We start from the raw sequence: 21001 nt of genomic DNA, 5'->3' as shown, positions 1-21001 counted from the left end.
TGATCGTGACGGATATGTCAGGCACGACAGAAAAGACGGCGCTCAGGGGCGCGGAGCGCGTTCTCGCTCGTGCGCGGCCGGCCGTTCCGCCGGCACGCGCGCGACCGGTGGGCGCGTGGGGCCGGACGGCCGGAGACCGGCCAGGAGCGCCGTCCACCGGGCCGCGACGCGGGCCGGGTCGTAGGCGCGGGCGGAGCGGCGGGCCTCCTCGCCCAGCCGGTCGCGGAGCGCGGAGTCGGCGACGAGGTCGCGGAGGGCGGCCGTGAGGGCCGCGCCGTCGTCGACGGGGACCAGCAGCCCGTCACGTCCGTGGTCGATCATCTCGCGGGGGCCGTACGGGCAGTCCGTGGAGACGACCGCGAGGCCCTTGGCCATGGCCTCGATGACGACCATCGGCATGCCCTCGCGGCGGGAGGTGAGGGCGTAGATCGCCGCGTCCTCCATCTCGGCGGGCAGCCGGGCGCTGGCGGGCCGGACCTCGACGCGGCCGGCCAGCCCGCGCTCGGCGACCAGGGCGTGCAGATCGGCGCGCCGCGCGCCCGCGCCGAAGATGCGCAGCGTCCAGTCGGGGAACTCGGCCGCGACCGGCTCGAAGGCCTCGATGAGCAGGTCGAAGCGCTTGTTCCGCACGAGCCGTCCCGCGGCCAGGACGACCTTCCCGGTGCGGCCGGACGGGCCGCCGGGCATGTCCGGGACCGCGTTCGGGATCTGGACGACGCGGACGGCCGAGCCCGCGAGGGCCCGCTCGTACTCGGTGCGCGCCGCCTCGGTGAGCGTCGTCAGGGCGTCCAGGCGCCGGTAGTCGCGCAGGATCTGGCGCCGCAGCGGGGGCTTGTAGGACCCGAGGCTCATGTGGTCCTGCCCGATGGTGACGACGCCGCGCGGGGCGAGCGCGGCGATGAGCAGGTTGAGCGACGGGCGGGTGGCGATCAGCACGTCGGGCGGCGCCGTCCGCAGAGTCCTGAGCAGCCGCAGGTCCGTCCAGAGGTTCATCCAGCGGAAGGACGCCTCTTCCTTCGGGACCAGCACGCTGGGCAGCCTGGACAGCGGCCGGGCGAGGCGCCGCCGGGGGACGGCGCGGTCGTCGGCGTAGGTGATCGCGACGCCGTCGGGGAGCGGGAAGAACGGCTTCGCGCGGCTCCGCGTGACGCTGACGATCTCGACGTCGTGGTCCCGGGCCAGCCTGCCGCTCAGGTTGAGCACGGTGCGGATGGTGCCGCCGGTGCCGTGCGCGTTCTGCAGGAGGATCCGCACCCGGAGCCGCTCGCCCCGCGGGGGCGGCCGCCGCCACAGCAGGGGGCGCGCGGCCCACAGCACCGTCCGGCGGAGTGCGCGGTGCGCTCCCCGCCGGACGCGGCGCCGCAGCGGCATCCGGCGGGCGCGCTCGTCCGCCGGGTTCTCGCTGGCCGGGTTCTCACTCACCGGGACCTCGTTCGCAGGCGGCGTGTCCCGGCATTGTTACCCGTCCCGGATCAGCCGAACATCACCCGGTCGTCACGGTGCGGTTCAGGGCGCTGCCCTTCACCCACTTGTCCCACGACATCTGGTAGTAGCTCCAGCCGTTGTTCCACTGCAGCTCGCGCTTGCTCCCGGTGGTGACGACCGGGTCGCCGCGGTAGGACCACTTGTAGAACCAGCGGGCATCCTTGGGCGGGGAGTTGATGCAGCCGTGGCTGACGTTCTGTTCGCCCTGCGCCCACACGGTGGAGGCCATCGAGTGGACGTACTCGCCGCTGCTGGAGATCCGCACGGCCCAGGGGATCACCTCGCGGTAGCCGCCGTTCGCCTTGTCCTTCGGATCGACGCCCATCCACTCCGACGTCATGATCGCCGGGTTCTCCTTGCCCATGGTCAGGTGGACGCCGCTGGTGGTGAGGTAGGTGTCGACGCCGTTGACCACGCGGCCGCCCTTCCCTCCGCTGATCGGCCAGGTGCGGACCTTCTTGCCGTTCTCGTAGGCGACGGCCTTGTGGCTCTTGGTGCTGACCTTGAGGATGTGGGAGTCGCCGATGCGGAACTCCCGGCCGGCGTCCTTGGTGCCGTAGGTGCCCTTGCCCGACTTCACTCCGGCGAGGTCGGCCTCGAAGGACACCTCCTGGTTCGGCTTCCAGTAGGTGTCGTTCTCGGTGCGGAAGATGACCTGCTTGTCGGTCACCCAGTACCAGGCGCCGGTGGCGGGCTTCGCCGACTTGACGCGCAGCGCCCGCTCGACGGCCTTCTTGTCGTCGACCTCGCGGTTGAAGGTCACGGTGATCGGCATGCCGACGCCGACCTTCTCGCCCTTGCGCGGGATGATGTCGGCGATCTCCAGCGTCCGCTCCGCCTTCGCGGTGGCGATGTCGGCGTTGACGGTCGTCGTCTTGCCCTCGGGGCTCACCGCGAGGGCCGACACCTGGAACCGGGTGCCCGGCTTCAGCGTGCGGGACTTCCAGCTCGTCTTGTCGGCGGACATCGTCCCGGCCTGGGTGATCGGCCCGTTCTTCCAGGAGAGCGTCACCTTCTGGAGGGTGCCGCCCGTCGTCTTGACCGTGACGCCCGCCTCCGGGAGGGCCTTGGTGTTGCCGTCCCCGGGGTCGATCGTCACCTGCGGCGCGGCCGCCTCGGCCTTCTCGCCGGCGACCCCGGCCTCCTTCTCGTCTCCCGAACAGCCGGCGGTGAGGAGGATCAGGACCCCCGTCACCGCCGCACCGGCCCGTACACGTGCGGACACGCGCTGCACCGCCACCTCCAGATACCCCGGCGTACCAGGGAGACATTAGCGACAAAAGTCGCTACCCACGTCTCTCCCGGGGGTGCTCGGCGGCCGTCGAGATCAAAGCGTTGCACGGCCGGGGCCTGCGGAGACCCGCACGTCCGCCGCGGCGGCCCGGCGGGTCCGGCCGCGGGTCAGTGGAGCGCGCTGCCTTCCTTCCACTCGGGGAACGACAGCTGCCAGTAGCCCCAGCCGTTGTCCGGCTCCAGCTGGCGGTCGCTGCCCGTCAGCTCCAGGACGTCGCCGCGCTGCATGATGTCGTAGTACCACTTGGCGTTCTTCGGGCTCAGGTTGAGGCAGCCGTGACTGACGTTGGCGCTTCCCTGAACACCCACGGTGGACGCCATGGCGTGCGTGTACTCACCACTGTTGGAGAACCGGACGCCGTGGTTCACGACCGTCTTGTAGTAGCCGGGGTCTCCGGGCTTGCGGCCCGGCGAGATCATCGTGACCGGGTTCTCCTTGCCCATGAGCAGGTGGATCCCGCTCGTGGTGGTGTACTCCCGGGTGGTGGCGTTGCCGGCGCTGAAGGGGATCCTGCGCAGCTTCTCACCGTCCCGGTACACCGTCATGTGGTGCTCGCTGATGTCGCCCTTGGTGATCTGCTCCGCGCCGACGGTGATGGTCGCCTCCTTGTCGGCCTCGCCGTAGACGCCGCCGCCCACGTTGACGCCCGCCAGGTCGGCATCGAAATTGATCTTCTGGTGGGGCTCCCAGTACGTCTTGGTGCGGTAGATGACCCGCTTGTCGTCCACCCAGCGCCACGCGCCCTCGACCGGCTTCTCCGGAGTCACCTCCAGGATCTTCTCAACGGCCGCCCTGTTCTCCACCGGAAGGTTGAAGCTCACGATGATCGGCGCGCCGACGCCGACCTCCTCGCCCTTCACGTTCGGGGTCACGTCGGTGATCTCGAGCGTCTGGGCGGGGGCGAGGGTCGAGAAGGCGCTGGTCGCCGTCTGGGACTCACCGTCGTTGGAGGCCACGGCGGTCACCGTGTACTTGGTGTCGGGCGCCATCGTCCGGTCCGATCGCCAGGTGGTGCGGTCGGCGGACAGCTTCCCGGTGATCTGCGCGCCCTCGCCTTGGACGGTGACCTTCTGCAGGGTCCCGTCGTCGACCTTCACCTCGATCGTCCCGTCCGGCTTGACCTTGGTGGTTCCGTTGGCCGGCGTGATCGTCACCGTGGTCTTCGACTCGTCGGACGCGAGCTCGCCCGCACCGGAGGTGTCGCCGCTGCAGCCCGCGGCGAGCATCACCACCGCGCCCGCGCCACCGGTCACCGCCAGGCCCAATCGCCTCTTGCCAGCCACAAACTCCCCCATTCACCAAGATCGGCCCAGTGTCCAACAAACCTATCTAAGCCAGGTAGACGAGCCTACACACGGGAAAGTTCGGGTCATCGGCGGGACAAAGCCGCGTCCCGCCGCCCGCACGGGGCGGCGGGACGTGATAAGTCCGCCGGTGTCAGGTCGCCGACATCAGGTGCTGTCGGCGAGCTTCCAGTTGATGTGGCGCAGCAGGCGCTTGAAGCCCCACACCGAGATGCCGACGCCGAGCGCGCCGAGCGCGGCGACGATGCTGGTCCGCAGCCACAGGTACGTGCCGATCGACTGGTTGAACAGCATCCAGACGCTGACGACCACGTTGGTGAGCAGCACCATCGACCACAGCAGCGAGATCCGCAGGAAGAACCTGTGGACCCTGCCGTGCTTCAGGAACGCGTCGGGGATCGGGGCCATGTCCCTGGCGAGCTTCATCGCCAGGGGCTTGCCCAGCGGGACCGACGCCAGGAACGACATGCTGACCAGCAGCGTGCCGAGGGTCGGCTGCAGGAAGTAGACCACCGCGCTGCCCGTCGCGGCGGACAGTCCCGCGCGGACCGTCACGCCGACCGCGGCCAGCAGGAGCAACCCCGACACGGGGTGGCCCCTCAGGTAGCGGAACGCGATGCCGCCGTACACCCACGCGACCGCGGCGACGAGCGCGCCGTTCAGCCCCAGCAGCGTGAGCGCGGCGTAGAACACCAGGACGGGCGCGATGACGCCCTCGAAGAAGCGCGGCAGCGCGTGCACGAGGAGGGCGCGGATCCGCGGCAGCTCGAAGACGTGGTGTCCATCGCCCTCGGTGTCCTGCGCGGCCGTGGCCCGGGCGCGGTCGCCGCGTCCCGCACGTCCTCCCGCGGCACGACCTCCCGCGGCATTTCCTCCCGCGGCACGTCCTGGTGCGGCACGGCCGCGCGCGGCGGTGCCGCGTCCGGTACGCCCTCGTTCGGTCGAAGCCGTTCCCCTTCGGCCGGTGCCGCCGGAGCGGGCGGGGCCGTCACGGCGGACGGTTCCGCGTGCGTGGTCGCCGGTCGTTCCATCGAGCGCTGCGCTCCCCGATCGGTGTGCAAAAACTCGGATGTCGTCACGATTCGCCCCACCGTACGTGATGATCCGCGCGAATCCGGCCGTTTCGAGGTCAAAGCTCGCGCGTGCCGTCCCGCACCGTGTCCCCCACAGACGTCGCCGCACACCCACGTGACCTCGGGCAACGTCTCCAACCACGCTCGTGCCGGGGGAAATTCCACGGCGGGCACGGGTCACGCTCCGGGCGGCGCCGGCTGAGCGTCACGGGCGGCGACGTAGATGGCACGAAGCGTCACCGCCACGGACGGTCGGCGCACGCCGGCGCTGCGCGTGACGGCGTACACCTCGCGCGCCAGGGTGCATTCGGGGATCCGGCGGACCGCGACGCCGCGGTCCCCCGCCGCGAGGGCCAGGGCGGGCACCGCGGTGACGCCGATGCCGCGGGCGACGAGGCTGAGGATCGTGTGCAACCCCTCGAACTCCCACGGGACGGGCCGGTGGCCCCCGACGGTGTCCAGCAGCCGCTCGAGGGCGTCGCGGGACGGTTCGCCGCTCGGCGCGGCCAGCCACGGCTCCTCGCGCAGCCGCTGCATGTCGACGGGCATTTCCGGGTCCGACAGCGGGTGGGAGGCGGGGACGACGAGCACGAGCGGGTCGCGGCGCAGGTGGAAGAACTCGAGCGTGGCGGGCGACTGGTGGGGGACGTTCCCCGTCCAGTCGTCGATCAGCGCGATGTCGACCTCGCCGTTGCGCACCTGCCGGATGCCGTCCACGGGCCGCGTCTGCCGCAGCACGAACGTCAGCCCGGCGTGCTCGCCGAGGCTGTGCGCGAGCGCGGGGGCGAACGCGACGGCGCCGGTCGGGAACGCGGTGACCACGACCCGTCCGGTGGGAGTGCCCGAGGCGGCGGACAGCTCCGCCTCGGCCGCCTCGACCAGGCTCAGGATCTCCTCGGCGCGCCCCGCCAGCCGCCGCCCGGCGTCGGTCAGCTCCGCGCTCCGGGCGGTGCGGTCCAGCAGCGGCACGTGCGCCTCGCGTTCGAGCGCGGCCAGCTGCTGGGAGACGGCCGAGGGGGTGTAGCCGAGGGCGGCGGCGGTCGCGGCGATGCTGCCGCGGCGGGCGAACTCGGCGAGGAGCCGGAGACGGCGCAGCTCAAGCATCACGACATCTTACGGTCAGCATCGAGGAGACTCGCTTGTACTGATGCTGTGCGCGGGGAAGTATGGCTGCGAGCCCATCTGGGTCACACACGGGGATCACTACTTCACCATCTGCTATTCCAGCATGCCCTCTGGAGGCGTTCATGCCTGCCCATAACCCGTCCGCATCCGCCGATGCGCCGGTGCCGGACACCTCCGCCGAAGCGGCGGAATCCGACACGCCGCTCGATACGGGCGTCCACGGCGCTCCCGTCACGGGCGCGTCCGGCGCGCCCGTGGTCGAGACGCCCGTGACCGGAACGCCCGCGGCCTGCCGTCCCGGCTCCGGCGGGGCCGGAGATGCGCGGCCCGTCCCGTTCGCGCCGCGTCCGGTGCCGCTGTCGGCCACGCTCGCGGTGAACGAGGCCCTCGCCCGCAAGCGCGGCGAGGGGGTCGAGGTGCTGCCGCTCGGCTTCGGCGAGGCCGGCGTCCCCATCCATCCGGCGCTGACGCGCGAGCTCGCCGCCGCCGCGGGCCGGGGCGCCTACGGCCCGGTCGCCGGGTCCGCGGAGCTGCGCGCCGCCGCCGCCGGATACTGGACGCGCCGCGGCGTGCCGACCGATCCGGACGCGGTGGTGTGCGGGCCGGGCAGCAAGCCGCTGCTGTACGCGCTGCTGGCATCGATCGGGGGCGACGTCGTCGTGCCCGCGCCGAGCTGGGTGTCCTACGCCGCGCAGGCGTCCCTGCTCGGCGGGGAGCCGCTGCGCGTCGCGACCGCGCCGGGCCAGGGCGGGGTGCCGAGCCCCGCGCTGCTCGCCGACGCGGTCGTCCGGGCGCGGGCGCGGGGACGCAGCGTCCGGGCGGTGATCGTCACGCTGCCGGACAACCCGACGGGGACGCTCGCCTCGGCGGAGACCGTCCGGCGCCTGTGCGCGGTCGCGCGGGACCTCGACCTCGTCATCGTCTCCGACGAGATCTACCGGGACCTGGTCCACGACCCCGCCCGGACGGTGCACTCCCCCGCCCGCCACGCGCCGGAGCGGACGGTCGTGACGAGCGCGCTGAGCAAGAGCCTCGGCGCGGGCGGGTGGCGGCTCGGCGTGGCGCGCCTGCCGGACGGCGCGTTCGGCCGGGCACTGCGCGACAGCCTGCTGGGAGTGGCGAGCGAGGTGTGGTCCAGCGCGCCCGCCCCGATGCAGCACGCCGCAGCGTACGCGTTCGCGGAGCCGCCCGAGGTGGTCGAGCACGTCGACCGGAGCCGCCGACTGCACGCCGCGATCAGCGCCGCCGTCGCCGACCGCTTCGCCGCCGCGGGGGCGCGGGTGCGGCGGCCCGAGGCGGCCTTCTACGTGTACCCCGACTTCGGGCCGCTGCGGGAGGTGCTGGGTGCGCGCCACGGCGTCCGGACGGCCGCGGACCTGACCGGGCTGCTGCTCGAGCGGTACGGCGTCGGCGTCCTGCCGGGCTGCGCGTTCGGCGACGATCCGGCCGCGCTGCGGATGCGGGTGGCGCCGAGCCTGCTGTACGGGCGGGACGACGAGGAGCGCCTGGCCGCGCTGGCGGCCCCGGACCCGGCGGCGCTGCCGTGGATCGCGGGCGCCCTCGACCGGCTCGGCGACGTGCTCGCCGACCTCGCGGCGACCGTGGGCGCGCCCGCGCTCGCCTGAACGCGGTGCGGCCCCGGCGAGGGCCGCCGCGGCCGGCGCGGGCCGCGGCGGCCCTCTCGCCGTTACAGGTACCGCTCCACGGAATTGCGGAGCGTAAGGGATCTGTCCCTTTCCGGGACGGTTGCAGGGGCGGAGGGAGTCGAACCCACTTTCCGCTGGTTTTGGAGACCAGCCGCCTAACCGGTGGCTCACCCCTTCGTGGCATTCATCACCTGATGCCATCAATGATCCTCATGTCCCCGCATGCGCGCAAAGGAGTTTCGGGCCCGGAACTCCGGGCGGCGCGGCCGCGCGGGCGCCCGAGGCGGCCGCGGGCGGATAACCGCATCATCCCCGACCGGCGCTGATAAGCGTGGTGTAAGGTCCAACGGCACACCGGGCGAACGCCGCGAAGCGGCCATGACGGGCCATGCACCGGACATGGGGCGTCCCGCCCGGCATTCTCGTGGTAAACCCATGACAGCGTGATGTCACATAGGTGCTGAAAGAAGGCGAGGGGGCCCGCCATGAGGCACGCACAGGACGGGGCTGCCGCGGCGATGAACGCCGCCTCCCGGATTCTCGTCGCCCGGGGGAAGAACGAACCCCAGGAGGTCGAGAACCCGGACGTCGCCTGGGGCCAGCGCGCGCGGGACGGGGTGTGGGTGCCGACCAAGGACGGCCAGCGGATCCACCTCGGCATCGACACCGCGGCGGCCGACACGCCCGCCCAGGTCCTGCGCCCCACCCTGCGGGTGTTCGTGGGCGTGGACGTCGACACCGACATCGTCGCGCAGACGACCGCGGGCGGGGTGCGGCTGCTGACGGTGATCCACGGTCCGGGCGCGCCGGCGGAGTTCCGGCTCCCGGTGTCCCTCGCCGACGGGCTCGCGCTCGAGTCGATGCCGTCCGGCGGCTACGACGTCGTCCACCTGCGTTACGGCGCGACCGTGGGCCGGCTCTACAACCCGTGGGCGAGCGACTCCATGTTCCGGCAGGTCAAGGCCGACTACGCGCTGGACGGACCAGTGGTCACCATGCGCGTCCAGCACGCCGACGCGTACTACCCCGTCGTCGTCGACCCCCACTACGCCCGCTGAGGCCCAGCCCCTCCCCTCCCTTGGTCCCAGGCGACGCGACTCGCGCATCACGGTCGGGTCGCGTCGGTGGTGCCGATCTCTTTCCGGCGACCGTTCCGGTGGGCCGGTGGCCGGTGCCGCAGAACGCCCCCGGATGATCGGGGCGTGGAACGTTCCCGCAGGACGCGGGCGGCGGCGGGCGGCCCGGGCGTCATAGGGTTGAGGCCGGGCCGCGTTCCGGCCCCCGCGGCGGCGCCCGGCGCAGCGACCGCCCGGTTCCCGGGAGACTGGAATCACCGTGATCTTCACTCATGACACCGAGCACGCGCTGGCCGTGGTCGTCGATCTGATCAACACCGGTGCCGCCGCGTCCGGCGCCGAGGAACTCGACGGGCTCGCGGGGCTGCGGGCGTTCGTGGAGCGCAACGCATTCAGCGATCTGGGCGAGATGGCCGGGGACGACGTCGCCGCGGTCCGGCTGCTGCGCGACCGGTTCCACGCCGTGTTCCTGGCCGGGGACGTCCCGGTGGCCGTCCGGCTGATCAACGACATCGTCGGCGAGGTGCGCACGACCCCGCACCTGACCGACCACGACGGCTACGACTGGCACGTCCACTTCTTCGCGCCCGGCGCCCCGCTCCCCGAGCACCTGGCGGCCGACTGCGGCATGGCCCTGGCCTACGTGGTGGCCGCGGGCGAGCTGGACCGGCTGCGCACCTGCGAGGCACCGGACTGCGCCCGGGTGCTGGTGGATCTGTCCCGCAACCGGTGCCGCCGCTACTGCGACAGCCGGACGTGCGGGAACCGCATGCACGTGGCGGCGTACCGCGCCCGCCGCCGCGAGGCGGCGCTGTGACCCGGCCCCGGCCGTCCCTCCGCTAGCTAGCCGCCGGCGGCGGGCAGTGGCCCGAGGGCGGTGACGGCGTCGAGGGCGCGGCGCGCGGCGGCCGCGTCGTGGACGCGGAACACGCGGGCGCCGAGCACGGCCGAGACCCCGAGGACGGCGAGCGTCCCGGCGCCGCGCCCGTCCACGGGGCGGCCCAGGGTCTCCCCGATGAAGTCCTTGTTCGACACGGCGACCAGCACCGGCCATCCGGTCGCCGTCAGCTCGCCGAGCCGCCGCGTGATCTCCAGCGAGTGCCGGGTGTTCTTGCCGAAGTCGTGCGCGGGGTCGATGAGGACGGCGTCCCGGCGGACCCCGAGGGCGACGGCGCGCTCGGCCTCCGCGGTGACGTGCCCGAGCACGTCGGCGACGACGTCGCCGAAGCTCGTCCGGTGGGGGCGGGTGCGGGGTTCGAGCCCGCCCGCGTGGGAGCAGACCAGCCCGATGCCGGCCGCGGCGGCGACCTCGGCCAGCCGCGGGTCGGGACCGCCCCAGGTGTCGTTGAGCAGGTCGGCGCCCGCCGCCGCGACCGCCTCGCCGACCTCGGCCCGCCACGTGTCCACGCTGATCACCACGTCGGGGTAGCGGTCGCGGACGGCCGCGACGAGGTCGACCACGCGGCGCAACTCCTCGGCGACGTCCACGTCCTCGCCCGGCCCCGCCTTCACACCGCCGATGTCGATGATGTCGGCGCCGGCCGCCACCGCCCGTCCGACCGCGTCCAGCGCCGCGCCGAAGCCGTAGGTGGCCCCCTTGTCGAAGAACGAGTCGGGGGTGCGGTTGACCACCGCCATGATCGCGTGCGGGCCGAGTTCGCGCCCGTTCAGCCGCAGCGGCGTCGTTTCCGGAGAACCCATGGTGATCACAGATTCGCACACCGCGGGCCCGGGGTGCCACGCGGTCCGCCGCGGCGACCGGGACGCGGGCCCGGGACGCAGGCCCGGGCACTAGAAACGAATTCGGTTCAAAAGCCGCCCTCGCTCGTCAGCACCCCGACAAGGTCGCTAACCTCATATGTCATGCTCGTTGCGGGATTGCGTCCCCGCGGTGGGCCGTGACCCGTCGCGGCCCGGACCGAGCAGCCCGGACCGAGCAGCATGGAGGATCCGCTGACCAGGCGAGCACTCATCACCGGCATCACCGGACAGGACGGCTCGTACCTGGCCGAGCACCTGCTCGCGCAGGGGTACGAGGTGTGGGGTCTGGTGCGGGGGCAGGCGAACCCGCACGTGTCGCGGCTGCGCAAGCACATCGGCGACGTCCGGATCACCACGGGCGACCTGCTGGACCAGGGCAGCCTGATCTCCGCGGTGGAACAGGTCCGGCCCGACGAGGTCTACAACCTGGGCGCGATCTCCTACGTCCCGATGTCCTGGCAACAGGCCGAGCTCACCACCGAGGTGACCGGCGTGGGCGTGCAGCGGATGCTGGAGGCGATCCGCGTGGTGTCGGGGATCAGCCCGTCCCGGACGCCCGGACCGGACCAGATCCGCTTCTACCAGGCGTCGTCGTCGGAGATGTTCGGCATGGTCCGCGAGACGCCGCAGAACGAGCGGACGGCGTTCCACCCGCGCAGCCCGTACGGGGTCGCCAAGAGCTTCGGGCACTACATCACCCAGAACTACCGCGAGTCGTACGGCATGTTCGCGGTCAGCGGGATCCTGTTCAACCACGAGTCGCCGCGGCGGGGCGCCGAGTTCGTGACCCGGAAGGTGTCGCTGGGCGTGGCGCGCATCAAGCTGGGTCTGGCCACGGAGCTGCGCCTGGGGAACCTGGACGCGCGCCGCGACTGGGGCTACGCGGGCGACTACGCCCGCGCGATGCGGATGATGCTGGCCCAGGACGCCCCCGAGGACTTCGTCATCGGCACGGGCCAGACGCAGTCGGTGCGCGAACTGGTCGAATTCGCGTTCGGCACGGCGGGCCTGAACTGGGAGGACCACGTCGTCCTGGACGCCAAGTACACCCGGCCGGCGGAGGTGGACCTGCTGTGCGCCGACCCGAAGAAGGCCCGCGAGCAGCTCGGCTGGGAACCCGCGGTCACCTTCGAGGGCCTGGTCCGGATGATGGTCGAGTCGGACCTGCGGCTGCTGTCGGAGTCCGCGCGCCCCGAGGACGAGCCGTTCAGCCCCGACCACTGGTGACCCCTCCCCCGCCCTGACGCCCCGGACGAGCGCGCCGCGCCGGCGGCGTGACACCATGCGATCATGGCTGATCTCGCCGCCGGGCCGGGGAACGTCCGGTTGAGCAGCGGGCCGGGACGCTGGATCCTGCTCGCGACCGTCCTCGGCTCGGGACTGGCGCTGCTCGACTCGACGGTCGTCAACGTCGCGCTCCCCGCCATCGCCGACGACCTCGACGCGGACATCACGGGCCTGCAGTGGACGGTCAACGCCTACACCCTCACGCTGGCGGGGTTCATCCTGCTGGGCGGTTCGCTCGGCGACCGGTACGGGCGGCGGCGGATCTTCCTGATCGGCGTCCTGTGGTTCGCGGCGGCGTCGGTGCTGTGCGCCGCCGCCCAGGACGTCGGGATGCTGGTGGTGTCCCGCGCGCTCCAGGGGGTGGGCGGGGCGCTGCTCACGCCGGGCGCGCTGGCGATCATCCAGGCGTCGTTCGTCTCGGACGACCGGCCGCGCGCGGTCGGCGCGTGGTCGGGGCTCGGCGGCATCGCCGGGGCCGTCGGGCCGTTCGCGGGCGGGTGGCTGGTGGAGACGGCCGGCTGGCGATGGGTGTTCGTCCTCAACGTGCCGCTCGCCGCCGTCGTGATGCTGGTGGCGGCGCGGCACGTGCCCGAGAGCGCCGATCCGGAGGCGGGCGGGCGTTTCGACGTGCTCGGCGCCGTGCTGGCGGCGCTCGCCCTCGCCGGCACGACGTACGCGCTGACCGAGGCGCCGAGCGGGCACGCGCGTCCGCTCGCGGTCGCGGCCGCCGGACTCGTCGGCGCCGTCGCCGCGGCCGCGTTCCTCGCGGTGGAGCGCGGCCGGGGCCGAGGCCGCCGCCTGTTCGGCGGGCGCGGGTCCGGCGGGCGGCGGGACGCGCCGGTGCCCCGGCCGATGCTCCCGCTGGAGGTGTTCGGCTCGCGCCAGTTCTCGGCCGTCAACGCCGTGACGTTCCTGGTCTACGGCGGGATGGGCGTGCTGTTCTTCCTGCTGGTGCTGCATCTGCAGGTGGTGGGCGGATTCTCGCCGGTCGCGGCGGGGGCGGCGCTGCTGCCGGTGACGGTGCTGATGCTGCTGCTGTCGGCGCGGGCGGGCGCGGTCGCGCAGAAGATCGGGCCGCGGTGGCCGATGACGGCGGGGCTGCTGGTGGCGGCGGCGGGGATGCTGCTGGTGGGCCGGATCGGCGAAGGCGCGTCCTATGTCCGCGACGTGCTGCCCGCCGTGACGGTGTTCGGGCTGGGGCTGTCGGCGGTGGTGGCGCCGCTGACGGCGACGGTGCTGGCGACGGCGCGGTCCAGGCACGCGGGGGTGGCGAGCGGCGTCAACAACGCGGTTGCGCGCGCGGCGGGGCTGCTGGCGGTGGCGGCGATCCCGCCGCTGACCGGCCTGACCGGCGGCGCGCTGCGGGACCCGGACGCCTTCGCCACCGGGTTCGGGGTCTCGATGGCGGTGTGCGCCGGGCTGCTGGCGGCGGGGGCGGCGCTGACGCTGCTCACCGTCTCCGACGGCGCGCTGCACGTCGTCGAGGGGACGCACTGCGAACCGCAGGCCCGGACCCACTGCTCGGTCGGCGCGCCGCAGCTGCAGCCCGAACCCGAGACCGTCCCGGACGCCGTCCCGGGCACCGGGGGGCGGGCGTCCGGCGGCGAGACCGGCTGAGGCCGGTTCGGGTCACGTTCGGCCGTTGCCGGGACCGCGGCGGTCGGAGGGCATACCGTCGGGCCATGAATCTGCGGCAGCTGCGCTACGTCGTGGCGACCGCCGACCACGGGACGATGACGTCGGCGGCCCAGGCGCTCTACGTCGCGCAGCCCGCGCTGTCGCGCGCGGTGCGCGAGCTGGAGCGCGAGCTCGGCCTCGAGCTGTTCGCCCGCTCGGGGCGCGGCGTCGTCCTCACCCCCGTCGGGGAGCAGGTGGTCCGGTGGGCGCGGGCGGCGCTGGAGGCCGTGGACGCGATCGAGGGGCTCGCGGCGGCGCGGGGCCGCGGGCAGGGCGCCGCGCTGCGCATCGCCACGACGGTCGCGCTGGAACCGGAGCTGATCGGACGGCTCGTCCCGCTCTTCGCCCGCGCGCGGCCGGCCGTCCGGATCAGGGTGGTGCGGTGCGCGGACCGCGACGGCGTCACGGCGGTGCTGCGCGCGGGCCGCGCGGACCTCGGGCTCGCCGACCTGCCCGTCCCCGGAGATCTGGCCGCGCATCCGCTGGCCGGGCCCGCCGGGCTGGTGCACCCGCACCGGGGGCTGCCGCCCGCGGGCCGCGACTTCCTCGCGTTCGCCAAGGAGTCGGCGCGGGACGCGCCGGGCGGCCGGCCGCGCTGAACGGGTGCGGGCCGGCGGCGCGGGATCGGCGGGCGGATGCCCCGGCCACGAGCTCGCCGTGGCCGAGGCGCCGTCGCACCCGTGCGGCGCGTCGTCAGGACGTGCCGTCAGGACGTGCCGTCGGCGAGGCCGTCGGGGAGGTCGGCGGCGTAGGACTCCTTCACCACGTCGAGGTGGTGCCAGGACTCCCGCACCGTCACGCCGGGCACCGAGCGCACCGCGTCGAGCACCGTGACCAGCTCGGCGCGCGAGGCGGCCTCGGCCTGCCCGACGATGTCGTAGCGCCCGAACCCGGTCGCCACGTAGCGCACGCCGTCCAGCGCGGCGACCGCCTCGGCGGCCTTGCGCATGCCGCCGCCGACGAGCAGGCCGAACCCACCGAGCTCGGCGGCGCCGAGCGCCCGCGGGTCGGCGAGGCCGGTCACCTGGATGACCCCGGTGCGCATGAGCCGCACCACCCGGGCCCGCGTGGCCGCCTGCGACAGCCCGATGATGTGCGCGAGCCGGGTGTAGGGGGCGCGCCCGTCGCGCTGGAGCTCCCGCAGGAGCCGCCAGTCGATGTCGTCGAGGGTGACCTCCCCCAGCTCCCGCACCACCGTGTGGGCGTCCCGCACGGTGGCGACCGAGCGGAAGACCTCCGCCGTGCGCACGCCCGGGACGGACCGCACGTGGTCCACCTCCGCGGCGAGGGCGGCGTCGTCCCGGGTGCGCACCTGGACGACCAGGTCGTGCGGGCCCGCGGTCAGCGCCGCGAACCCGACGGCCGGGCGTTCGGCGACGGCCGTCGCGACCTCGCGCGCGGAGCCGTCCACGGTGACCGAGACGTGCCCGATCGCCTCCGCGCCGACGACGGCGGCGTGCACGATGCCGACGACGCGGACGACCTCCGTTTCGAGAAGGTTCTGCACGCGTGCCCGCACGGCCGTGCGGGATAGCCCGACGCGATCGGCGAGCGCCTGGAACGTGGCCCTGCCATCCCGCTGGAGCTCGCGGACGAGCACGGCGTCGACCGCATCCAGCACGGCTGTCCTCCTCGACATGCGATGAATCGTTTTGCCAGCAACTGCAAGATCATTCCATTTCAGGACGGGATGTCGTCAAATATTGATCTTGCTCGTGTTCGCCTTGCCCGGCGGCCGTCGAAGCGTCTGTGACCGGTCGCACGCGGTGCCGTTTCCGGCGCCGCGGGACCCGGTCCCGACGCGCGAACGCCGCCGGAGGCATGAGCCGTCCGGCGGGCCCGGCGGCGGCCGGGCGGGACGCACGCCGGCACGCCACAGGGCTTCGCGGGAGGCGTCCGGCGGGGCGCCCCCGGGATCGCCGCGCGGGGCCCCCGCGGCCGCACGGCGGGCGGGTCGCGCGGGGGCGGACGGCGCGGCGGGTGCGCCTCCGACGATGACGCGGACCGGGTCCAAGTGCGTGGCCTGCATGCGCCTCTCCCGGTGTTCTGATGTGACGCCCCCTACGGCAGGACGGCCGTCCGCGCGAGGCACATGTAAGAAAAGTGCATCGGGGGCGCAGTTACGTCAAGAGGTAACTTTACAGAGAGGAAAGCCTCACGTTGCAAGGCTTCCCTCCCATCCGGGCGTTCAGTTCTGTTATGCCTGCAAGGCGGTGCGGAAACCGGTGCGGAAGCGCCGGTCGCGCCCCGGAGACACAGGGTCATGACCCCTGGGTGCGGGCATGCGCTCTCCTCGCCCGCACGCACGCACGCGCACGCGCGCCCGTACCGGTGTCCCTGCAGAGTCCGTACGGACGGACACCGGTACGGACGAGGTGGGTGCGTGTGCGGAGCATCAGGGGGTATGCCACACAATGTACGGTGGCCCAGCCACTTTCATCCTGATTGGTGTGTTAGACAGCCGTGCGCCTGCTGAACGGTGAGCACCCCGCTCACGACCTCACCTACAACGACGTCTTCATGGTGCCCGGCCGTTCGTCGGTCGGCTCGCGTCTGGAGGTCGACCTGTCGACCGGGGACGGCAGCGGGACGACCATCCCCCTCGTCGTCGCCAACATGACCGCGGTGTCCGGCCGCCGGATGGCCGAGACCGTCGCCCGCCGCGGCGGCGTCGCGGTGCTCCCCCAGGACATCCCCGTGGAGGTCGTCGCCGAGGTCATCGGCTGGGTCAAGGGACGGGACCTGATCGTGGACACCCCGATCACGCTGGGCCCGTCGAGCACCGCCGGGGACGCGCTGGCGCTGCTGCCCAAGCGGGCGCACAACGCCGTGATCGTCGTCGCGGACGACCGTCCGGTCGGTGTGGTCACCGAAGCCGACTGCCAGGGCGTCGACCGCTTCTCCCAGCTGCGCGACATCATGTCCCGCGACCTGGTGACGCTGCCCGCCGGCGTGGACCCGCGCGAGGCGTTCGACCGGCTGCACGAGCGGGGCCACCGCCTCGCACCCGTCGTCGACGAGGGCGGCCGCCTCACGGGCGTCCTCACCCGCACCGGCGCACTCCGCGCGACGCTCTACGACCCCGCCGTCGACGGCGGGGGGCGGCTGCGCATCGCCGCCGCGGTCGGAGTGAACGGCGACGTCGCCGGGAAGGCGAAGGCGCTGCTGGAGGCGGGCGCGGACCTGCTCGTGGTCGACACCGCGCACGGCCACCAGGACAAGATGATCACCGCGCTGACCGCCGTGCGCGGGCTGGACCCCGCCGTGCCGGTCGTGGCGGGCAACGTGGTGACGGCCGAGGGCACCCGCGACCTGATCGAGGCGGGTGCCGACATCGTCAAGGTCGGCGTCGGGCCGGGCGCCATGTGCACCACCCGGATGATGACCGGGGTGGGCCGCCCGCAGTTCTCCGCCGTCCTTGAGTGCGCCGCCGAGGCGCGCCGCCTGGGCCGGCACGTGTGGGCCGACGGCGGCGTCCGGCATCCCCGCGACGTCGCGCTCGCGCTCGCCGCCGGTGCCGCCAACGTGATGGTCGGCTCCTGGTTCGCCGGCACCTACGAGTCGCCGGGCGACCTGCAGCGCGCCGCCGACGGACGGCTCTACAAGGAGAGCTTCGGGATGGCCTCGGCGCGCGCGGTGCGGCTGCGCACCGCCGACGACTCGCCGTTCGACCGTGCCCGCAAGGCCCTGTTCGAGGAGGGTATCTCCACCTCCCGCATGTTCCTCGACCCGCAGCGCCCCGGCGTGGAGGACCTGATCGACTCGATCGTCGCCGGACTGCGCAGCTCCTGCACCTACGCGGGCGCCCGCACGCTCGAGGAGTTCCACGAGGTCGCGACCGTCGGGATCCAGGGGTCGGCCGGCTACGCCGAGGGCATGCCGCTGTCCACCAGCTGGTAAACGAACGCGTTCGGGCAGGTCAGCGGCTCGCGCTTTTTCCGCGACACGCCGTGCGCACTACCCGTGTTCGGCGCCTTCGCGGCTACACGCTCGCCTGAGGGGCGCGGCAGGGGGACCGCGCCCGGAGGGGGCGGAGCATGCGCGAGGGGAAGCCGGACCGGGGACCGGCGGGCGGGCACCGGCGGGACGGCGAACGCACCGGACGGGGCCGGCACGAAGAACGCGGCGGGCGCGCCGACCGGGACAGCAGGCGGCGGGGCGCGGCCGGCCTGTTCGCGCTGGCCGAGGCGCTGCTCATGGCGGCGGTCTCTCCGGTACTGCCCGGCCTCGCGCACCTGCGGGCGGGGCGGATCCGGCTCGGGGGGCGCTGCTCGGCGCGCAGGCGGCGCTGCTGACGGTCGCCGCGCTCGCGTCCGCGCAGCTGCGGCCGCTGTTCCTGCAGCTGTCGGTGCGTCCGGGCTGGCTCGCGGCGGCCATGGGCTGCTCGGTGGTACTGGCGCTGCTGTGGGCACTGCTGATCGTCCATTCCTACCTCGTGCTCCTGCCGGACGGGCTCGCTCCGCTGTGGCGCCTGGCGGGCGGCACGACCGTGTCGGTGCTGTGCCTGCTGGTGGTCGTCCCGCCGCTGACGGTGGCGCACTACGGGCATCTGCAGCGGGAGTTCGTGGACGGCGTCTTCGTCGACGGGCCCGCGACGCCCGCCGCCCCGGCCGGCGGCGCCCACGGCCCTGCGCCCGCGGCGGGCGGCGGCCCGTGGGCGGGCGTGCCGCGCCTCAACGTCCTGCTGCTCGGCGGCGACGCCGACGTCGGACGTCCGGGAGTGCGCACCGACAGCATGACCCTCGCCAGCGTCGACACCGCGACCGGCGACACCGTCCTGCTGAGCCTGCCCCGCAACCTGCAGCACGTCCCCGTGTGGTCGGGCGGTGAACGCGTCCCGTACCCCGCGGACGGGCTGCTGAACTCCGTCTACGAGGAGGGCACCGCCCACCCGGGCCTGCTCGCGCCGGACGGGCGCACCGTCCGCGATCCGGGCGCGGAACTGCTGAAGCGGACGGTCTCCCATATCCTCGGCATGCCGGTCCCCTACTACGTCATGGTCGACATGCGAAGCTTCCGGCAGATCGTCGACGCGGTGGGCGGTGTCCGCGTCTGCGTGGACAAGGCGATCCCGGTGCCGCGGTCGCAGATCCCGGCGGGCGTGCTGCCGCCCGGCTGCCGCACGCTGACCGGGCGGGAGGCGCTCTGGTACGGGCGGTCGCGTACCGGCAGCAGCGACTACGTGCGGATGGGGCGGCAGAAGTGCCTGCTGTGGGCGCTGGCGCGGCAGGCGAGCCCGCTGACCGTGCTGCGCAGCTTCGAGCGGCTCACCGAGGTGTTCACCGAGTCGGTCGGCACCGACGTTCCCCGGCGGCTGCTGCCGGCCCTCGTCGATCTTGCGGCCGGGATCCGGGACGCCGAGGTCCGCAGCCTGCAGTTCGTCCCGCCGCTGATCGATCCGGCACGCCCCGACTACGCCGCGATCCGGGCGATGGCGGCGCGGGCCGTCCGGGAGCCGGCCGCCGGTACGGGCGGCTCCCCCGGTGGCGCGGCGGGCACCGCGCGGCCGCTGCCCGTCCTCGCCGACGGCTGCGGCTGAGCGCCCCGGGCCGTGCCCCAGGGCGTGCCCCTTGGGTGGGCCTGCCCGCGACCGCTCGGTGACGCGCACGCGAACACGGGGTATCGATCCGCCCTCGACAAGATCACGAATGTGCGTGCCAGAAACCCTCGACGGGTTTCGTGCGTCCATAATGTGAGGCCGGAGGATTAAATCACCGTGGGCGGGGATCGGAGTTACATGGGTGGATGGGCGAGTCGTCGCGCCCGGCGGCCGGACGTCGACGGATCCCCCGGAGGGGCGGGCGGGCTCTCCCGCGCGCTCGCACTGACGCTCGCCTCCGCCCTGGTCTGGGGCGTCGCCCACATCGTCACCGGGCGCCGCCGGATCGGCGGCCTGCTGCTCGCCCTGTACACGGTGCTCGCCGCCGCGCTCGCGGCGGCCGCCACGATCTACCGCGGCGACCTGCTGAACCTGGTCGTCCGCCCGGACGTCCTGCAGCAGATCACCGGCGGCCTCGTCGTGCTCGGCGTGCTGTGGGTCGCGATCGTCGTGCGCTCCTACCAGCTGCTCCGCCCGGACGGGCTGCGGCTGAGCGCGCGGTCCCTCGGCGCCGCCGCCGTCGCGCTGATGTGCTTCGGCGTCGCGGTCCCGACGGCGTGGGCCGTGCGCGGCACCTACGTCTACCGGGACGCGCTGACGAGCATCTTCCAGACGGGCGGATCGAACGGCAAGAACATCGACGCCGACGATCCGTGGAACGGGGAGGAGCGCGTCAACATCCTGCTGCTCGGCGGCGACGCCGCCGACAACCGTCCCGGGGTACGCACCGACAGCATGACGCTCGCCAGCGTCGACACCTCCACCGGCGACACCGTCCTGCTGAGCCTGCCCCGCAACCTGGAGAGCTTCCCGATGCCGCCGGGGCCGGCGCGGGACCGGTTCCCGTACGGGTTCACCGGCGACGGCGGGCTGAACCCGGGCCTGCTGAACGAGGTCTACCAGTACGCCGAGGACCATCCCGACGTGGTTCCGGGCGTCCCCAAAGGCGAGCGGGGCCCGACGCTGCTTAAGGCGACCATCTCCGGGATCCTCGGCCTGCCCGTCGACTACTACATCCTGGTCGACATGTTCGGCTTCGCCGACATCGTCGACGCCATGGGCGGCGTGAAGATCAACATCCTGCAGCCGATCCCGTACGGGCAGCGGGGCGATGTCCTCCAGCCGGGGTACCGGACCCTGACCGGCAAAGAAGCGCTCTGGTACGGGCGCTCGCGCACCAACAGCAGCGACTACGTCCGGATGGGCCGGCAGAAGTGCCTGATGGCCGCGATCGCCGAGCAGGCCGATCCGCGCACCGTCCTCACCAAGTTCGACGCGCTGGCCTCGGCCGCCAAGCAGACGCTCGCCACCGACCTCCCGCAGGAGCTGCTGCCCGCGCTGATCGAGCTCTCCGGTGAGGTCAAGGACGACGCCAGGATCGACAGCCTGCAGTTCGTCCCGCCGCTCATCCATACCGGGAACCCCGACTTCGACAAGATCCGCAAGCTCACCGACGAGGCGATCGGCGCCGCGGAGGAGACCACCGCCCCACGCGGCCCGGCACCGCAGGCGACCCCGTCGCGGACGCCGTCCGGTGCCGCGACCATCGAGCCGCCGGTGCAGGCGCAGGGCGCGCCGAGCCCCGCGACGACGCCGTCGTCCGAGGCTCCGCAGACCGAGCCGGTGGATCTGGAGGCGAGCTGCCCCTGAGCCGCCGCTGACGTGTTCTCGCAG

17 protein-coding genes and 1 tRNA gene are annotated in these 21001 nt (G+C 73.5%); 10 read left to right on the top strand and 8 right to left on the bottom strand.

Features of this window, described 5'->3' with window-relative positions:
• Window positions 1-42: 42 nt before the first annotated feature.
• From F7P10_RS40570 to F7P10_RS40550, 5 genes are all read right to left on the bottom strand, one after another.
• A complete protein-coding gene (locus F7P10_RS40570; protein ID WP_254716273.1) occupies window positions 43-1422 on the bottom strand; it encodes a glycosyltransferase family 4 protein in 1380 nt (459 codons plus the stop codon).
• A gap of 61 nt (window positions 1423-1483) precedes the next feature.
• Window positions 1484-2710 carry an Ig-like domain-containing protein gene (locus F7P10_RS40565; protein WP_254716272.1) on the bottom strand — a complete coding sequence of 409 codons (1227 nt, stop codon included), beginning with the start codon at window positions 2708-2710 and terminating at the stop codon, window positions 1484-1486.
• 176 nt (window positions 2711-2886) lie between these two features.
• Window positions 2887-4062, bottom strand: a complete 1176-nt coding sequence (locus F7P10_RS40560; RefSeq protein ID WP_151017317.1) for an Ig-like domain-containing protein — start codon at window positions 4060-4062, stop codon at window positions 2887-2889.
• 168 nt (window positions 4063-4230) lie between these two features.
• The gene (locus F7P10_RS40555) at window positions 4231-4824 is read right to left on the bottom strand and encodes a VC0807 family protein (protein ID WP_254716271.1); all 594 of its coding nucleotides are present in this window, start codon (window positions 4822-4824) and stop codon (window positions 4231-4233) included.
• A 509-nt stretch (window positions 4825-5333) separates the two neighbouring features.
• The gene (locus tag F7P10_RS40550; protein ID WP_151017315.1) at window positions 5334-6260 is read right to left on the bottom strand and encodes a LysR family transcriptional regulator; all 927 of its coding nucleotides are present in this window, start codon (window positions 6258-6260) and stop codon (window positions 5334-5336) included.
• 371 nt (window positions 6261-6631) lie between these two features.
• Here F7P10_RS40550 and F7P10_RS40545 point away from each other — a divergent pair, with 371 nt between their 5' ends.
• Window positions 6632-7906: a pyridoxal phosphate-dependent aminotransferase gene (locus tag F7P10_RS40545; RefSeq protein WP_254716860.1), complete on the top strand. Its 1275-nt coding sequence runs from the start codon at window positions 6632-6634 to the stop codon at window positions 7904-7906.
• Window positions 7907-8030: 124 nt separating this feature from the next.
• Here the strand turns inward: F7P10_RS40545 and F7P10_RS40540 are convergent.
• Window positions 8031-8102 (bottom strand) — tRNA-Trp (locus F7P10_RS40540).
• A gap of 310 nt (window positions 8103-8412) precedes the next feature.
• Between F7P10_RS40540 and F7P10_RS40535 the strand changes: the two genes are divergently transcribed.
• Together F7P10_RS40535 and F7P10_RS40530 are read left to right on the top strand one after the other, a co-directional pair.
• Window positions 8413-8985 carry a hypothetical protein gene (locus F7P10_RS40535; protein ID WP_151017311.1) on the top strand — a complete coding sequence of 191 codons (573 nt, stop codon included), beginning with the start codon at window positions 8413-8415 and terminating at the stop codon, window positions 8983-8985.
• A 277-nt stretch (window positions 8986-9262) separates the two neighbouring features.
• Window positions 9263-9820, top strand: coding sequence for a CGNR zinc finger domain-containing protein (locus F7P10_RS40530; protein ID WP_151017309.1), 558 nt, complete (start codon window positions 9263-9265; stop codon window positions 9818-9820).
• A 26-nt stretch (window positions 9821-9846) separates the two neighbouring features.
• On the opposite strand, the gene folP is transcribed toward F7P10_RS40530, so the two are convergent.
• The gene (folP, locus tag F7P10_RS40525; RefSeq protein ID WP_151017307.1) at window positions 9847-10704 is read right to left on the bottom strand and encodes a dihydropteroate synthase; all 858 of its coding nucleotides are present in this window, start codon (window positions 10702-10704) and stop codon (window positions 9847-9849) included.
• Between the two features lie 240 nt (window positions 10705-10944).
• Between folP and F7P10_RS40520 the strand changes: the two genes are divergently transcribed.
• From F7P10_RS40520 to F7P10_RS40510, 3 genes are all read left to right on the top strand, one after another.
• Window positions 10945-11991: a GDP-mannose 4,6-dehydratase gene (locus F7P10_RS40520; protein ID WP_218040292.1), complete on the top strand. Its 1047-nt coding sequence runs from the start codon at window positions 10945-10947 to the stop codon at window positions 11989-11991.
• Window positions 11992-12054: 63 nt separating this feature from the next.
• A complete protein-coding gene (locus F7P10_RS40515; protein ID WP_151017305.1) occupies window positions 12055-13668 on the top strand; it encodes an MFS transporter in 1614 nt (537 codons plus the stop codon).
• Window positions 13669-13733: 65 nt separating this feature from the next.
• Window positions 13734-14327, top strand: a complete 594-nt coding sequence (locus F7P10_RS40510; RefSeq protein WP_151017303.1) for a LysR family transcriptional regulator — start codon at window positions 13734-13736, stop codon at window positions 14325-14327.
• 107 nt (window positions 14328-14434) lie between these two features.
• On the opposite strand, the gene F7P10_RS40505 is transcribed toward F7P10_RS40510, so the two are convergent.
• On the bottom strand, window positions 14435-15349 hold the full coding sequence (locus tag F7P10_RS40505) for an Lrp/AsnC family transcriptional regulator (RefSeq protein ID WP_151017301.1): 915 nt from the start codon (window positions 15347-15349) through the stop codon (window positions 14435-14437).
• A gap of 842 nt (window positions 15350-16191) precedes the next feature.
• Here F7P10_RS40505 and F7P10_RS40500 point away from each other — a divergent pair.
• From F7P10_RS40500 to F7P10_RS40485, 4 genes are all read left to right on the top strand, one after another.
• On the top strand, window positions 16192-17628 hold the full coding sequence (locus tag F7P10_RS40500) for a GuaB1 family IMP dehydrogenase-related protein (RefSeq protein ID WP_151017299.1): 1437 nt from the start codon (window positions 16192-16194) through the stop codon (window positions 17626-17628).
• 137 nt (window positions 17629-17765) lie between these two features.
• Window positions 17766-18023, top strand: a complete 258-nt coding sequence (locus tag F7P10_RS40495; protein ID WP_151017297.1) for a hypothetical protein — start codon at window positions 17766-17768, stop codon at window positions 18021-18023.
• 53 nt (window positions 18024-18076) lie between these two features.
• On the top strand, window positions 18077-19267 hold the full coding sequence (locus tag F7P10_RS40490) for an LCP family protein (RefSeq protein WP_151017295.1): 1191 nt from the start codon (window positions 18077-18079) through the stop codon (window positions 19265-19267).
• Window positions 19268-19465: 198 nt separating this feature from the next.
• Window positions 19466-20977 (top strand): LCP family protein, encoded by a 1512-nt coding sequence (locus tag F7P10_RS40485; RefSeq protein WP_151017293.1) that lies wholly within the window; start codon window positions 19466-19468, stop codon window positions 20975-20977.
• Window positions 20978-21001: the final 24 nt, after the last annotated feature.

The organism is Actinomadura sp. WMMB 499, from assembly GCF_008824145.1.
Lineage (GTDB): Bacteria > Actinomycetota > Actinomycetes > Streptosporangiales > Streptosporangiaceae > Spirillospora.
Note: the sequence above shows the minus strand (reverse complement) of the source record. Positions and strands in the feature narration are given on the sequence as shown.